This is a genomic window from Cyanobium sp. WAJ14-Wanaka (assembly GCF_024345375.1).
GTDB lineage: Bacteria > Cyanobacteriota > Cyanobacteriia > PCC-6307 > Cyanobiaceae > Cyanobium_A.
On record NZ_JAGQAZ010000001.1, the window covers coordinates 1066851 to 1081591 of the forward strand.

The window sequence follows — 14741 nt, forward strand, 5'->3', positions numbered from 1 at the left end:
ATGGCGCGCTTCGGCCTTTCCGCCCTCAAATCGCTTTTGCGGGGTATTGGCTCCCGGCGAGCTTACTTCCTGCGACCTGGCGCCAGCAGCTGGAAAGCCCCTGCCGCCAGTTGGCAGCGCCCCATCGGCCTGGGCTGGGAGCAGCCCTACACGGTGCGCTACGCCAGCAACCTCGACGACGGCCCCAGCCATGGCATGCCCCTCGGCGGCTTTGGGGCTGGCTGCATCGGCAGGGCGCCCGATGGCAACTTCAACCTCTGGCACCTCGATGGCGGTGAGCACTGGTTTGGGGTGATCCCCGATTGCCAGTTCGCCCTATTCGAGAGCAATGGCCGCAGCAGCCGGGCCCATGCCCTGGCGGTCAAGCCGGATCAAGATGCCAGCCGGCCGGAAAGCGGCGAGCCCCTGGCCGCCTGGCAGTGGTATCCCGCCAGTAAGCCTGAACAATCCACGGGCACCTATGCGGCCCGCTACCCACTCAGCAGCACCAACTACACGGGGGTCTTTGACGCCGAAGTGAGCTGCGAGGCCTTCAGTCCAATCCTGCCCGGCGATTACCAGCGCACCAGCTACCCGGTCGCCGTGTTCGTTTGGCGGCTGAAGAACCCCACCAACAAGCCCCTTGATCTCTCCTTACTGCTGAGTTGGCGCAACATTTCAGGCTGGTTCACCAATACCGACCCGAGCGCGGCGGTCGAGTTCCGCGACGACGGCAGCCCTGAGCACAACTACGCCCCGGCGATTGGCAGCACCCAGGGCCAACGCCAGCAGCTGGTGGACCAGGCCGATCTCCAGGGAATTTTGCTCGAAGCTGGGCGCTCCAGCCCGATCGCCGAGGGCCAGGGGCAGTGGTGCATCGCCACCAGCCCCCAGGCCGGGGTGGAAATTCAACGCTGCAGCCGCTGGGACCCCAGCGGTGATGGCAGTGAGATCTGGGGACCATTCTCCCAGGACGGCTCCATCCCCCAGGGCAACGACACCCGGGTGAGTGGGGCCGCCGATCCGGCCAGTGCCGCCATGGCGCTGCGCTGCCAACTCGCCCCTGGCCAGAGCATGGAAATTCCAGTGGTGATCAGCTGGGACCTACCGGTCACTGCCTTTGCCACCGGCACCCGAGCCCTGCGGCGCTACACCGACTTTTTTGGCGGCAAGGCCGGCGCCACGGAAGGCGCTACTGAAGGCACCAATGCCGCTGCGATCGCCGCCGAGGCCCTGCGGGATTGGCCCAGCTGGCACAGCCAAATTGAGGCCTGGCAAAAGCCGGTGCTGGAACGCACGGATCTGCCCGAAACCCTGCGGATGGCGCTCTTCAATGAGCTCTACGACCTCGCCAGTGGCGGCAGCCTCTGGACCGCCTCCAGCCCCCTCGACCCGGTGGGTCAATTCGGGGTGCTCGAGTGCCTGGACTACTCCTGGTACGAGAGCTTGGATGTGCGGCTCTACGGCTCCTTCGCCCTGCTGCAGCTCTGGCCCGAGCTCGACAAGGCCGTGCTGCGCAGCTTTGCCCGGGCCATTCCCGCCGCCGATGCCACCCCCAGGCCCATTGGCTGGTATTTCACCCAGGGCAAGGGGCGGGTCGAGGCCGCCCGCAAGGTCGCAGGTGCCACACCCCACGATTTAGGGGCCCCCAACGAGCTGCCGTTTGAGGCCACCAACTACACCGCCTACCAGGATTGCAACCTCTGGAAAGACCTGGCCAGCGACTTCGTGCTGCAGGTTTGGCGCACCTTCTGCCTGGCCCCCAACGGCAATGATCTGCGCTTTTTGGCCGATTGCTGGCCCGCCTGCGTGCAGGCCCTGCGCTATCTCAAGCGCTTTGATGTCAACAACGACGGCCTGCCCGACAACGGCGGCGCCCCCGACCAAACCTTCGATGACTGGCCCCTCAAAGGGGTCAGTGCCTACTGCGGCGCCCTCTGGATCGCGGCCCTGGAAGCGGCCCTAGCCATGGCCCAAAGGTTGCAACTCGAGAGCGGGCTCGACACCTCCTCCGAACAGCGGGAATTTGGAGATTGGCTGGGCCAGTCGCGCCGCAATTTCGATGCCCTGCTCTGGAATGGCGAGTACTACCGGATAGATGCCGAGAGCGGCACCCCCGTGGTGATGGCCGACCAACTCTGCGGCGACTTCTACGCCAGGCTGCTGGGCCTGCCGGCGGTGGTGGCCGACGAGCGCGCCAGCTCCTCGCTCCAGGCGGTCAAGGAGGCCTGCTTCCTCGGCTTCCAAGGCGGCCAGCTGGGGGTCGCCAATGGCCTGCGCCGCGATGGCACCCCCCTCGATCCCAACGGCACCCACCCCCTGGAGGTATGGACAGGCATCAACTTCGGCTTGGCCGCCTATTACAGGCTGATGGGCGATGGCAAAACCGCTGAGGCGATCTGCTTGGCTGTGGTCAACCAGGTGTATGCCGGTGGCCTGCAATTCCGCACCCCAGAGGCGATTACGGCGGTGAACACCTTCCGGGCTTGCCATTACCTGCGGGCGATGGCGATCTGGGCCCTGTGGGCCACCCACACCAATTGGCAGCCCATTCCCGGCGCCGAGCGGCCGGCAATTGCCAGCGAAAGGGCATGAACCGGTTTCAAAGGCTGCTTCAAAAGGGGCTCCAGGCCCTGCTGGCCAGCCTGCTTTTGGCCCTATTGCTTTTGGCGCCCCCGGCGGCCCTATTTCTATTGGCGCCCCCGGCGGCCCAGGCCCAGCTCCACAGCGACAACAATTCCCCCCCGGTGATGCGCAGCATCGAGAGCCTGCGCGACCTCGACTACCAGAGCTGGCAGCTGGTGGCCTACAGGGAAGGGCCCCCAGGCGGCCCCCTGATCCTGCGGATCGTGGGCTATCCCGGCAAGGTGCGGCTCGATCACCCCACGGCCCTACGGGTAAAAAGTGGGCGCCAGCACTGGGATTTAGAGGATGTCACCCTGGCCAATCCCCAGCTGCTGGGGGATGGTCGAGCCGCCGCCGCGGAATTTGATTTGGCGCCCCTCCTGGCCGACCTGAAGCAAGATCGCCCGCTGCGCCTGGCCCTAAACGGGGTGTTCGTGGAACTGCCGGTGCCGCCCTTTGTGGTGGAGGAATGGCGCAGCTTGGCCAAGGCCAAGGCATGAGCGCCTGGCTGCCCTTGATGGAGCGGGCCCTGCAACTGGCCGCCCTGGGCGCCGGCCGCACCAGCCCCAACCCCATGGTGGGAGCCCTGGTGCTCGATGGCGCCGGCCAACTGGTGGGCGAAGGCTTCCACGCCAAAGCCGGTGAACCCCATGCCGAGGTGGGGGCCTTGGCCCAGGCGGGCGATCGGGCCCGGGGCGGCACCCTGGTGGTAACCCTCGAGCCCTGCTGCCACCAGGGGCGCACCCCCCCCTGCAGCGCGGCCGTAATCGCAGCCGGACTGCGGCGGGTAGTTATCGCAATGGCCGACCCCAACCCCAAGGTGGCTGGTGGCGGCATTGCCGAACTGCAGCAGGCCGGCCTGGAGGTGATCGTGGGGATCGGCGAAGCCCAGGCCCTCCAACTAAATCGGGCCTTCTGCCATCGCCTCGCCCATGGCCGGCCCCTGGCGATCCTGAAGTGGGCGATGAGTGTGGATGGCCGCACGGCCCTCAGCAATGGCGCCAGCCAATGGATCAGCGGCCCCCAGGCCCGCGCCTGGGTCCACCAGCTGCGGGCCCAATGCGATGCGGTGATCGTCGGCGGTGGCACCTTGCGCGCCGACAACCCCCTGCTCACCTCCCGCGGCAGGCGCAGCCCCGAGCCCCTGCGGGTGGTACTGAGCCGCAGCCTCGAACTGCCGGCCGAGGCCCAGCTTTGGCAAACGGACCTGGCCCCAACCCTGGTGGTCCATGGACCCGAGGCGACCCCGGCTAGGCGGCAAGCCATTGACCAGCTGGCCCAAAAGCCCGGCTCAGAACGGCTGGAGCGCCTCGAACTGGCCAACTGCGGCCCCCTGGCCCTGCTGGAGGCCCTGGCGGGGCGGGGCTGCAACCAGGTGTTGTGGGAATGCGGCCCTGGCCTGGCAACGGCCGCCGTGGCGGCGGGCTGCGTCCAGGAGCTGGCGGCGGTGATCGCCCCCAAGTTGCTGGGGGGTCTGCCAGCCCAAACCCCCCTGGGGGAGTTGGGCCATACCGCCATGGATCAGCTGGTGGGCTGGGGCAGCCAACCGCCCCAAAGCCTCGGGCCAGACCTGCTTTGGCAGCTCAAGCTTGAATGAAATTGCGCAGCTTGCGGGCTTCCACCCCGGCCCGGGCCTGCAGCTCGCCATCGCTGAGGCTGGATTCCTGGCGCTGCTGCGCGGCGATTACATCAGCCTCATCAAGGGGATAACCCGCCCCGCGGGCCAGGGCCAAGAAGGCTTCCAATTCCAGGGGTTCGGCCAGGCTTTGTTGCAGCTTCTGGCAGCTGCGGGCTTGGGCCAAAAAGGCATCCAATTGCGCAAGGCTCATGGTTTGGCGGCCTCCGATAGCCGATTTGGTCCCAGGTCTAGCCCAGGCCCACCAGCGTTCGGTTCTCCCAACCGGGAATCAATTCAGTGGGGTGAGCAGCCGCCCTAGTTTGGATACACCAAGAGCAGCCGCAAAATGGCGATCCGCCAGGACGACAACCGCCCCACGCGGCGATTCGGCTTGATCAACATCATCCTGATCGGCTTCGGCGTGCTGCTGCTAGTTAGCAATTTCCTGCCAAACCCGGCGACCCAGGTGCCGCGGGTGCCCTATTCCCTGTTCATTGACCAGGTCAACGGCAACAACGTCAAACGGGCCTTCATCACCCAAGACCAGATCCGCTACGAACTCACCACCGTGGAAGACGGGGCGCCATCCGTTCTCGCCACCACGCCGATCTTCGACATGGATCTGCCCCAGAGGCTCGAGGCCCATGGGGTGGAATTTGCGGCCGCTCCGCCCAAGCGTCCCAGCTTCATCACCACCGCCCTGAGCTGGGTGGTGCCCCCCCTGATCTTCATCCTGGTGCTTCAGTTCTTTGCCCGCCGCCAGATGGGCGGTGCCCAGGGGGCCCTGAGCTTCACCAAGAGCAAGGCCAAGGTTTACGTGCCCGATGAGGAGTCGAGGGTCACCTTCGCCGATGTGGCTGGGGTGGATGAGGCAAAGGCCGAACTAGCCGAGATCGTCGATTTTCTGAAGAAGCCCGAGCGCTATGCCGCCATCGGCGCCCGCATCCCCAAGGGTGTGCTGCTGGTGGGCCCCCCTGGCACGGGCAAAACCCTGCTCTCCAAGGCTGTAGCCGGCGAAGCGGGCGTGGCCTTTTTCATTATTTCAGGCTCGGAGTTCGTCGAGCTGTTCGTGGGGGCTGGCGCAGCCCGGGTGCGCGACCTGTTTGAAGAGGCCAAGAAAAAGGCCCCTTGCATCATCTTCATCGACGAACTTGACGCGATCGGCAAGAGCCGTTCCGGCTCAATGGGAGTGGTGGGCGGCAACGACGAACGTGAGCAGACCCTCAACCAACTGCTCACCGAAATGGACGGTTTCGCCGGCCAGGACAAACCGGTGATCGTGCTTGCGGCCACCAACCAACCGGAAACCCTCGACGCGGCGCTACTGCGCCCGGGCCGCTTCGACCGCCAGGTGCTGGTCGATCGCCCAGACCTTTCCGGCCGCAAATTGATCCTGGATATCTACGCCAAAAAGGTGAAGCTCTCCAGCGCCGTTGACCTCGACAAAATTGCCCAGGCCACCAGTGGCTTTGCCGGTGCTGACCTGGCCAACCTGGTAAATGAAGCTGCCCTATTGGCCGCCCGCTCCTACCGCACCGAAGTGGAACAGGGCGACCTCAATGAGGCTATCGAGCGGGTGGTGGCTGGCCTGGAGAAAAAGAGCCGGGTCCTACAGGACGATGAGAAAAAGGTGGTGGCGTACCACGAAGTGGGGCACGCCATCGTCGGGCACCTGATGCCAGGCGGCAGCAAGGTGGCCAAGATTTCGATTGTGCCCCGGGGCATGAGCGCCCTGGGCTACACCCTCCAGCTCCCCACCGAAGAGCGCTTCCTCAATTCCAAGGAAGACCTCGAGGGCCAGATCGCCACCCTGCTGGGCGGCCGCAGCGCCGAGGAAATTGTCTTTGGTGAGGTCACAACCGGTGCCGCCAACGATCTGCAACGGGCCACCGACATCGCCGAGCAAATGGTCGGCACCTTCGGCATGAGCGAAACCCTCGGCCCCCTCGCCTACGACAAGCAGGGGGGCAGCCGCTTCCTTGGTGGCGGCGGCAATCCCAGGCGCGTAGTTAGCGATGCCACGGCCCAGGCAATCGACAAGGAGGTGCGCGGCCTGGTGGATTCAGCCCACGGCAGGGCCCTCGACATCCTGCGCCACAACCGCGGCCTGCTCGAGTCAATCTCCCAAAAAATCCTCGAGAAAGAGGTGATCGAAGGAGATGAACTCAAGGACCTGCTCGCCTCCTCAATCCTGCCCGGAGCAGTGCCCGCCTGAACCAAAACACTTGACGGCGGGGCCCCCAATCCCGGATAAGGGTTCTTTGACATAGGCCGATGGCTGCCAGCAGCGGCTACCCCGCCTTGGCGGAACTCCAGGGGAGTGACTTCCTCTCTTCGGCGGACATCACCGCTGATCAGACCAGGCAGCTGCTGCGGCTCGCCGCCGACCTCAAGGCGGAGCGCACAACCATCCACCTTGGTGGCCGCTGTCTCGGCCTGATCTTCAGCAAGGCCTCCACCCGCACCCGGGTCAGCTTCACGGTGGCGATGGCCCGGCTAGGCGGGCAAACCATTGATCTCAATCCCCAGGTAAGCCAGGTGGGTAGGGGCGAACCGGTGGCCGACACCGCCCGGGTATTGAGCCGCTACGTGGATGCGCTGGCAATTCGCACCTTCGCCCAGGAGGAGCTGGCCGAATATGCCCATTGGGCCTCCATTCCCGTAATCAATGCCCTCACCGACCTGGAGCATCCCTGTCAGGCCCTGGCCGATTACCTCACCCTGCAGGAAGCCTTCAACGACCTTCCAGGCCTGACCATGGCCTACGTGGGCGATGGCAACAACGTGGCCCATTCCCTCATGCTCTGCGGTGCCCTGCTGGGGGTAAACGTGCGGATTGGCTGCCCCAAGGGTTTTGAACCAAGTGCAGCGGTGCTGGAGCAGGCCCGCAGCCTGGCGGCAGGCCACTGCCAGATAGAGGTGCTGCACGATCCCGTCGCCACGGTGCGGGGCGCCCATGGCCTCTACACCGACGTCTGGGCCTCCATGGGCCAGGAGCAGGAACAGCAGGCCAGGGAAGAGGCCTTCGCGGGCTGGTGCCTCAGTGAAGACCTGGTGGCAGAAGCCGATGGCCGGGCGATCGTGCTCCACTGCCTGCCTGCCCACAGGGGCGAAGAAATCAGCGCAGGCGCCATGGAAGGCTCCAGCAGCAGGGTGTTCGACCAGGCCGAAAACCGCCTGCACGCCCAACAGGCCCTGCTCGCCGCCCTACTGGCCAACTAACAGGGCAGCTGGCAGATCGGGACCAAAAGCTAGACAAAACGCCCGGAAGGCGGTACATCTGTATTAGCGAGGCCCCGCGCGCCCAATCGCGCTGCCCCCTTCCCTGAGCCAATCCCCCGCCGTGCGTCACCCCGACCAAGAAGCCCTCACCTCGGCCCAGCAGGAGCTCTACGACTGGTTGAGCGACTACATCGGCAACAACCGCCACAGCCCCTCCATCCGCCAGATGATGGAGGCCATGGGCCTGCGCTCACCGGCCCCGATCCAGAGCCGCCTGCGCCATCTCCAACAGAAGGGCTGGATTACCTGGCAAGAGGGCCAGGCCCGGACCCTGCAGCTACTTGGCGGCCTGACGGGCGGCATCCCCGTGCTGGGCTCGGTGGCCGCAGGGGGCCTAATCGACACCTTCGACGATGTAAGCGAGCGGCTCGACCTCGCCCCCGTGCTGGAAACGAGGGGCCTGTTCGCCCTAACCGTGAACGGAGACTCGATGGTGAATGCCCACATTGCCGACGGTGATGTGGTGCTGATGGAGCCCGTAACCGACCCAAGCCGGATCAAGGCGGGAACGATCGTGAGCGCCCTTGTGCCGGGCAGTGGCACCACCCTCAAACACTTCCATCGCAAGGGCAGCGAGGTGCATCTCGAGGCCGCCAACCCGGCCTACGAACCGATCGTGATCCCGGCAGAGCAGGTGGCCGTTCAGGGGAAACTGGTGGCCGTCTGGCGCCAGGTGTGACCTGGCGTTGTAAGCTCTGCTAACGCCAGGCAAGGCCCTCGGGCCAAGGCAGAACGACCAGCGTTCATCCCGCCAAACGTAACTATGGGGCCATAGCTCAGCTGGTAGAGCACCTGCATGGCATGCAGGGGGTCAGCGGTTCGAATCCGCTTGGCTCCATTCAAATTTTACCCTCGATATCACCCTCCATTTCTGCATGCCCATCGCCCGGGGCGGCAGTAACAGAGGGTGATCGACAATTTCATCATGCTTCTCGGGTGCCTGAGCCTTGGGTTAACCTTTTCATAACTTATGCAATTTCTGCATGGCGCTGACCGGAGCTGAACTTGTAGCAAAAGTAAGAGAGCTGGGCGAATCTTCCAAATCCGACATGGTTCGCAGTTGCGGATACGTCAGCACCAAAAAAGACGGCAGCGAAAGGCTTAATTTCACCGCCTTCTATGAAGCCCTCCTCGATGCAAAAGGCCTGAACCTCGGTGATCAGCGCGGCAAGGGCAAAGGCGGCCGCAGCCTTAGCTATACCGCCAAGGTGCACTTCAATGGCAACTTGATGGTTGGCATGGCCTACATGGAAGAGCTGGGCTACAAGCCAGGTGACCAGTTCGAAATCAAGCTCAACCGCAACGAGATCAAGCTGACCCCCTTGGGTGGTTCAGACGAAGAGTAATAACCAACAAAATAATTGCCATCTGGCAATCACCAAGGGCCCCTAGGGCTCTCCCCTAGGGCGATCCCCTCTTGCCACTCCGGTCCGATTTACCCTCCACAGACCCGCCAGCAGGGTTAAGGCCAGCAGGGGCATTTCACCCCAGCGGTCGTAGGGGGTAAGGGCGCTGAGCTGGGGCACCTTCACCAGGCCGGTGGCCGCCCCATTTACCGGCAACCTCGTCACCACCAAGCCCCGGGCATTGACCAGGCCACTGGGGCCGGTGTTGGCAACACTCACCAGGGCCCGGCCGGTTTCGATTGCCCGCAACTGGGCCAGGGCCTCAAATTGGGCCTGCAGCAAGGGCGGATAGGGATCGAGGTTGGCGCTAACCAGCAACCAACGCGCCCCTTCCCTGGTGGCGGCGGCCAGGGCCGAGCCATCGGATAGCTCGTAGCAAATGGCCGCCCCAATTGCCCCCTGGGGTCTGGGCAGCAAGCGCGAAGGCTCCCCTGGTTCGAGGCCGCCGACGGCCGAAAGGCCACTCCAGCGCAGCAATCCGCCCAGGGGCACCCATTCCCCCAAGGGCACCAGACGGTGCTTATCAAGGGCCGCGCCGGCCCTGCTCTCGCCGGGCTCGAAACGCAGCAAGCTGCTGCGCTGCTCCCATTGCCTGCCCCTTTCCTGCCAGCGGAACCCCCCGCTGATCAGCTGCACCGGTGCCGGCTCAGCCAACAGGGGATCCACCCCCATGGCCCCCTCCGGCAAAAGCACCGCATCCACCCCCAGGCGCCGGCCCTCCTCCAGGCCCAGGGCCAGGCGCCTATCCAACAGCGCCTGCTCGGCGGCTTGAAACTTCTGGCGGGTGGGGATTGCTGGCTGCACCACCAACACCTTTTCTGTGGCCGGGCCCACCAGGGGAATTGCCGCCAGGGCCCAGGCGCCTAGTCCATGGGCGACCAGCACAACCAGGGCGCTGATCGAGGCCCATTTGCGCCGTCCGCCGGGGCCCGCCCGCCAAAGCTGCCAAAGGCACCAGCCAATGGCCAACTGCACGGCCGCCAACAGGCCAGCCCCCCCCCAACTGGCCAACCCCGCCAGGGCCCGGTCGCCCGGCAGGGCCGCCCCGCCCAGGCCGATCCAAAACAGGGGCCCCTTGGCCAGGGCCACCTCCACCAGCCCCCAGAGGCCAGACATCAACAGAGCTGAGCTGGGCCGAGCCCCATGCAGGCGCTGGGCCAGGGCAACCCAGGTAGCCACCAGCAGCGCCCCAGCTGCCGCGCAGAAGAGCAAGAGCAACCAACAGAGCGGCAGGCTCAAGGCCATGGGAACCCCAATCCAATCGAGGGGATGGAGGGCCAGTAGCCAGCGGTGGCTCACCAGCACCGCCAGCCCCCCCCAGATGGCAGCAGCACCAATGGCTGGGCGCCGCTGGCCGCCCTCTGCAGCGGCAAATGACCAAAGGGGCACCAGGGCCAGCCACAACAGAGGAGGCAAACCCAACGGCGGCAGGGCCAGCCCCGCCAGCGCTCCAGCAACTAACCCAGCCGAAACACCGCCCATGGCCGGCGAGCCTAGGGGCGCCAGGTAGGCAGAATCAGCCAATCTTCCGGCGCGATTTCGCCACTTCGCCATGCGCGACATCCTGATCAGCTCGGCCGTGTGTGTGGCCTGCCTGCTGCTGGCCCTGGTGAGTCAATTGGTCAACCCGACCATCGTGGCAGCGGCCAATCCCGTTGCAGAGACAACCAGCGGCTTCATGAATGCCGTTGCCGCACCCGCGATCAATAACCGTTTAGAAGTCGATCCGGAAGATCCCAACCCCATCCTTTTTGCCATGGCAACCGACATCGCCCAAGCCAGTGACCTGGGCGGCGACATCTCCTCCCCCAAGGCCCGCATCACCCCCAGCGGCCTCAGCATCACCGATTTAGTTGTGGGTGAAGGGGCAGAGGCCGTAAACGGCCAAAACGTGAGCGTCAACTACCGCGGCACCCTCGAAAACGGCAAGGAGTTCGACAGCAGCTATGGCAGGGGCCCCTTCTCCTTTCCCCTTGGCGGCGGCCGGGTGATTCGTGGATGGGATGAAGGCGTGGCCGGGATGAAAGTTGGCGGCAAGCGCAAATTGGTAATTCCCCCGGATCTGGCCTACGGCGAGCGCGGTGCTGGCGGCGTAATTCCGCCAAACGCCACCTTGATTTTTGAGGTGGAATTACTGAAAGTGGGCGGTTAACCGATCTGCCCCCAGCCAGGGCAGCGAAAAGCCATCGGTAGGATTTGCCCACGGCAAAACGCTCTACCTGAACCCATGGCCCACACGCTGCCCGCGCTGCCCTACGGCCTCGATGAGCTCGAGCCCCATATTTCCCGCTCCACCCTGGAGTTTCACCACGGCAAGCACCACGCTGGCTACGTCACCAACCTCAACAACCTGGTGGCGGGCTCAGACCTGGAAAGCAAAAGCCTCGAAGACACCGTCAAGGCAGTTGCCGGTGATGCTGGCAAGGCCGGTGTGTTCAACAACGCCGCCCAGGTTTGGAACCACAGCTTCTACTGGCAGTGCATGAAGCCCGGTGGTGGTGGCCAACCCACTGGCGCACTGGCCGAGAAGATCACCGCTGACTTCGGCAGCTACGAAGCCTTCGTGGAGCAGTTCAAAACCGCCGGTGCCACCCAGTTCGGCAGCGGTTGGGCCTGGTTGGTGCTCGATGGCGGCACCCTCAAGGTCACCAAAACCGCCAACGCCGACCTGCCCCTGGCCCACGGTCAAACCGCCCTGCTGACCATGGATGTCTGGGAGCACGCTTACTACCTCGACTACCAGAACCGCCGCCCCGACTACATGACCACCTTCCTTGAGAAGCTGGTCAACTGGGACTTTGTGGCAGCAAATCTGGCTGCCGCCTGAAGTCAAACTGGCGCTGCTGAACTAAGCACCGCCTCCGGCGGGATCCACATGGCATCCCCATAGGAGAAAAAGCGATAGCGCTGCCCAATTGCTTCGGCATAGAGATTGAGCAGCCTCCCGCGGCCAATTAGGGCACTGACCAGCAACAAGAGCGAACTTTTCGGCAGGTGGAAGTTGGTTAGTAGCCCCTGCACCACGGCAAAGCGATAGCCCGGCTGGATCACCAGGTTCACCGGTCCCTGGTGGGGTTGGAGCTGGCCCCCATTAAGTGCTGCCACGGCCTCCAGGCTGCGCACGCTGGTGGTACCCACCGCAATCACCCGCCCACCCCGCTGCCTACAGGCCTTCACAGCTTCCACAAACTCAGGCTTCACCTCCACCCATTCCTGGTGCAACTGGAGTTCACTGAGATCCTCATGTTCGAGGGGCCGGAAGGTGCCAAGGCCCACGTGCAGGGTGATACGGCCCAGCTCCACACCCCGAGCCTCCAATCGCTCCAATAGGGCATCGCTGAGATGAAGACCTGCCGTGGGTGCTGCCACTGCTCCCGGGGTTGTCGCATAGCGGGTTTGGTAGCGCTCCTGATCCCGGTCACTGTGCTGGTGGATGTAGGGCGGCAATGGCACTGAGCCATAGCGCACAAGCAATGGTTCCAACGCCGCCGCATCTGCGCAGTTCGCGGGGAATTGCAGGATGCGGCCACCTGTTTTCTGATCGAAGCCCACAACCAATAGCTCCAGGGCGGGCTCGCCGCTGGCCTCCACACTCAATACATCCCCCGGCTTAAGTTTTTTGGCGGGCTTGGCCAAACAAAGCCAGCGCCCATCCCCCACGGGCTCCAGCACCAGAATTTCGACCGCACCACCAGTCGCGCGCCGCGCCAAAAGGCGGGCCTGCAAAACCCTGGTGTCGTTAACCACGAGCAGATCACCTGGGCGCAGCTCGTCTGCCAGGTCCCACACGGTTCGGTGGCGGGCGCCCTCCCCTGGCTCCACCAAAAGCAATCGGGCCCCGTGGCGGGGCTCCGCCGGCAGCTGGGCGATGCGCTCCTCAGGCAGATCAAAGTTATAACTGGAGAGTTTTAGATCAGCTGGATCAAGCATCAAGCAGGTAGATAGAAACGGACCAAGGTAAATACCAATTGCTGGTGCTCGGCCAGGGCTTGGCGCAAATTAATACCCCTCTGATTGAGCAGCAAAGAATCAAATCGATAGCGAGGTATCGCTAAGGGCATGACAATGGTGATAGTGGTATCACCCCAAAGCTTCGAGAGGCCATCGACGTAATCGGCAAATGGATTTATCAAGGATGAGTATGGACTTTCAAGGATTTGCAACTCCAGGTTGGGATCGCTGCCAACACTTGAGCGCCAAGCTGCCAACAAAGGCTCCTCGCTCTCCCCATCTGGCTGCACCCAGACGCCAATCACCCGATCTGAAACGGTGGCTGCATATCTCAATGCCTGCACTGTGGGCTTAGTCCAAGCGGCAATCCAAACCACACTTATATTGCCAATTTTTAAATCCCGAGCTGGCACATTGATTGCAGACACTTCCCCGGGCGCAATACCTATTTCTTGATAAACCTTGCGATAGCGGGCACGAATTTTTACCAGCGCCATCACCAAAAGCGGTATCGCCACAACCACGGTCCAGGCACCTTCCCCAAATTTGCTGATCACAATCACAATCAGCACCAATAAGGTGCTGATTGCACCAACACCATTCATTAGGGCCCGCGCCAACCAGCTTTGACCACGCTTACGCCACCAGTGCACCACCATGCCGCCCTGGGAAATGGTGAAGGCTAAAAACACACCAATGGCGTAAAGATTAACGGCAATAGTAGTATTACCCTGGCATACAAGGATGATAAATCCAGTTACAACTAGAAGTGCAAAAATACCATTTTGAAAAACCAGACGATCCCCAACCCAGCCCATCTGACGCGGCAAGAAGTTGTCCCGGGCCAGCAGGGCTGAAAGCCTGGGAAAATCAGCGAATGCCGTATTTGCCGCCAACATCAATATCAGCAGGGTCGTCACCTGCAACAGCACAAACAAGGCACTTTTAGCTCCAAATAGGCGCATGCCGATCTGGGCCATCACGGTGACATCCGGATTGGGGGCAATTCCATACATGAACCCCAAACCACTCACCACCAAAAACATGCTGGCCAAAAGCAAGCCCATTACCAAGAGTGTTGCCCTGGCCCGCTTTGCCGCCGGGTCGCGAAAGAGTTGCACCCCATTGGCAATCGCCTCAATGCCGGTCATGGCCGAACAACCCGAACTAAAAGCCCTCAAAATCAAAAACAGACCCAGGGGCTCCACCGCTCTGAGCAAGGGTGGTGGATCGGGGGTCCAACCATGGCTGGTAACCAAATCATGGAAACCTGCCACGCCAAGCAAGGCCACCATTACAACAAAGGCATAGGTGGGCAAAGCAAACAGGCGGCCCGTATCCCCCGCTCCCCGCAGGTTTGCCCAACCCACCAATACAAGAAGCAGCAAGGCAATTGGCACTTCCCAGGGCAACAGGCCAGGCACCAGGGAAGAAAGGGCCTGGGTTCCCGCCATCAAACTGACAGCAGAGGTGAGCACATAATCAATTAATAGGCTGGCAGCCGCCACCAGACTTGCCAGCACACCTAAATTTTCACGACCAACAATATAGGCTCCGCCTCCTTGAGGATAGGCAGCAATCGTCTGCCTATAGGACATCACCACAATGGCAATTAATATAACAATTGCCAGGGTAATTGGCAATGACAATGACAACCTCTGGCTGCCGGCCAGGATTAACACCCCAAGGGCCGCCTCCGTGGCATAGGCCACAGAGGAAAGCGCATCCGAAGACAAAATCGGCAGCGCCTGAAAACTTGGCAAGGTCTTGGATTCGGTCGCGGCCCGCGGAATTGGCTTACCGAGCAGTTGGACCTGTAATGAATTCTTCATTCAGCCGAATTGAACGGGTAAATATCTAACGCCCATCAAATCACATTG

Annotated in this window: 13 protein-coding genes and 1 tRNA gene; 10 read left to right on the top strand and 4 right to left on the bottom strand. The window is 63.0% G+C overall.

Features of this window, described 5'->3' with window-relative positions:
* From KBY49_RS06025 to ribD, 3 genes are read left to right on the top strand one after another with little or no spacing between them, the layout of a single operon-like run.
* Entirely contained in the window at window positions 1-2574 is a 2574-nt protein-coding gene (locus KBY49_RS06025) for a GH116 family glycosyl hydrolase (protein ID WP_254933817.1), read from the top strand.
* Window positions 2571-3104, top strand: a complete 534-nt coding sequence (locus KBY49_RS06030; RefSeq protein WP_254933818.1) for a DUF3122 domain-containing protein — start codon at window positions 2571-2573, stop codon at window positions 3102-3104. Before KBY49_RS06025 ends, KBY49_RS06030 begins: the two co-directional genes overlap by 4 nt.
* Window positions 3101-4201, top strand: a complete 1101-nt coding sequence (ribD, locus tag KBY49_RS06035; protein ID WP_254933819.1) for a bifunctional diaminohydroxyphosphoribosylaminopyrimidine deaminase/5-amino-6-(5-phosphoribosylamino)uracil reductase RibD — start codon at window positions 3101-3103, stop codon at window positions 4199-4201. The genes KBY49_RS06030 and ribD overlap by 4 nt, the downstream gene beginning before the upstream one ends.
* Here the strand turns inward: ribD and KBY49_RS06040 are convergent.
* Window positions 4188-4433: a Nif11-like leader peptide family RiPP precursor gene (locus KBY49_RS06040; protein WP_254933820.1), complete on the bottom strand. Its 246-nt coding sequence runs from the start codon at window positions 4431-4433 to the stop codon at window positions 4188-4190. The genes ribD and KBY49_RS06040 overlap by 14 nt on opposite strands.
* Before the next feature lie 135 nt (window positions 4434-4568).
* Between KBY49_RS06040 and ftsH the strand changes: the two genes are divergently transcribed.
* From ftsH to KBY49_RS06065, 5 genes are all read left to right on the top strand, one after another.
* A complete protein-coding gene (gene ftsH, locus KBY49_RS06045; RefSeq protein ID WP_254933821.1) occupies window positions 4569-6437 on the top strand; it encodes an ATP-dependent zinc metalloprotease FtsH in 1869 nt (622 codons plus the stop codon).
* A 59-nt stretch (window positions 6438-6496) separates the two neighbouring features.
* Window positions 6497-7444: an ornithine carbamoyltransferase gene (gene argF, locus KBY49_RS06050; RefSeq protein ID WP_254933822.1), complete on the top strand. Its 948-nt coding sequence runs from the start codon at window positions 6497-6499 to the stop codon at window positions 7442-7444.
* Between the two features lie 121 nt (window positions 7445-7565).
* On the top strand, window positions 7566-8183 hold the full coding sequence (gene lexA / locus KBY49_RS06055; protein ID WP_254933823.1) for a transcriptional repressor LexA: 618 nt from the start codon (window positions 7566-7568) through the stop codon (window positions 8181-8183).
* Between the two features lie 86 nt (window positions 8184-8269).
* A tRNA-Ala gene (locus tag KBY49_RS06060) sits at window positions 8270-8342 on the top strand.
* A gap of 145 nt (window positions 8343-8487) precedes the next feature.
* Complete coding sequence (locus tag KBY49_RS06065) at window positions 8488-8850, top strand: AbrB family transcriptional regulator (RefSeq protein ID WP_254933824.1); 363 nt, start codon at window positions 8488-8490, stop codon at window positions 8848-8850.
* 42 nt (window positions 8851-8892) lie between these two features.
* On the opposite strand, the gene KBY49_RS06070 is transcribed toward KBY49_RS06065, so the two are convergent.
* A complete protein-coding gene (locus KBY49_RS06070) occupies window positions 8893-10392 on the bottom strand; it encodes an apolipoprotein N-acyltransferase (RefSeq protein WP_254933825.1) in 1500 nt (499 codons plus the stop codon).
* A gap of 70 nt (window positions 10393-10462) precedes the next feature.
* On the opposite strand from KBY49_RS06070, the gene KBY49_RS06075 reads away from it, so the two are divergent.
* Together KBY49_RS06075 and KBY49_RS06080 are read left to right on the top strand one after the other, a co-directional pair.
* A complete protein-coding gene (locus KBY49_RS06075) occupies window positions 10463-11062 on the top strand; it encodes an FKBP-type peptidyl-prolyl cis-trans isomerase (RefSeq protein ID WP_254933826.1) in 600 nt (199 codons plus the stop codon).
* Between the two features lie 75 nt (window positions 11063-11137).
* On the top strand, window positions 11138-11737 hold the full coding sequence (locus KBY49_RS06080; RefSeq protein WP_254933827.1) for a superoxide dismutase: 600 nt from the start codon (window positions 11138-11140) through the stop codon (window positions 11735-11737).
* Window positions 11738-11739: 2 nt separating this feature from the next.
* Here the strand turns inward: KBY49_RS06080 and queA are convergent, their stop codons facing one another.
* Together queA and KBY49_RS06090 are read right to left on the bottom strand one after the other, a co-directional pair.
* Complete coding sequence (queA, locus tag KBY49_RS06085; protein WP_254933828.1) at window positions 11740-12840, bottom strand: tRNA preQ1(34) S-adenosylmethionine ribosyltransferase-isomerase QueA; 1101 nt, start codon at window positions 12838-12840, stop codon at window positions 11740-11742.
* The gene (locus KBY49_RS06090) at window positions 12840-14693 is read right to left on the bottom strand and encodes an APC family permease (RefSeq protein WP_254933829.1); all 1854 of its coding nucleotides are present in this window, start codon (window positions 14691-14693) and stop codon (window positions 12840-12842) included. Before KBY49_RS06090 ends, queA begins: the two co-directional genes overlap by 1 nt.
* Between the last annotated feature and the right edge of the window lie 48 nt (window positions 14694-14741).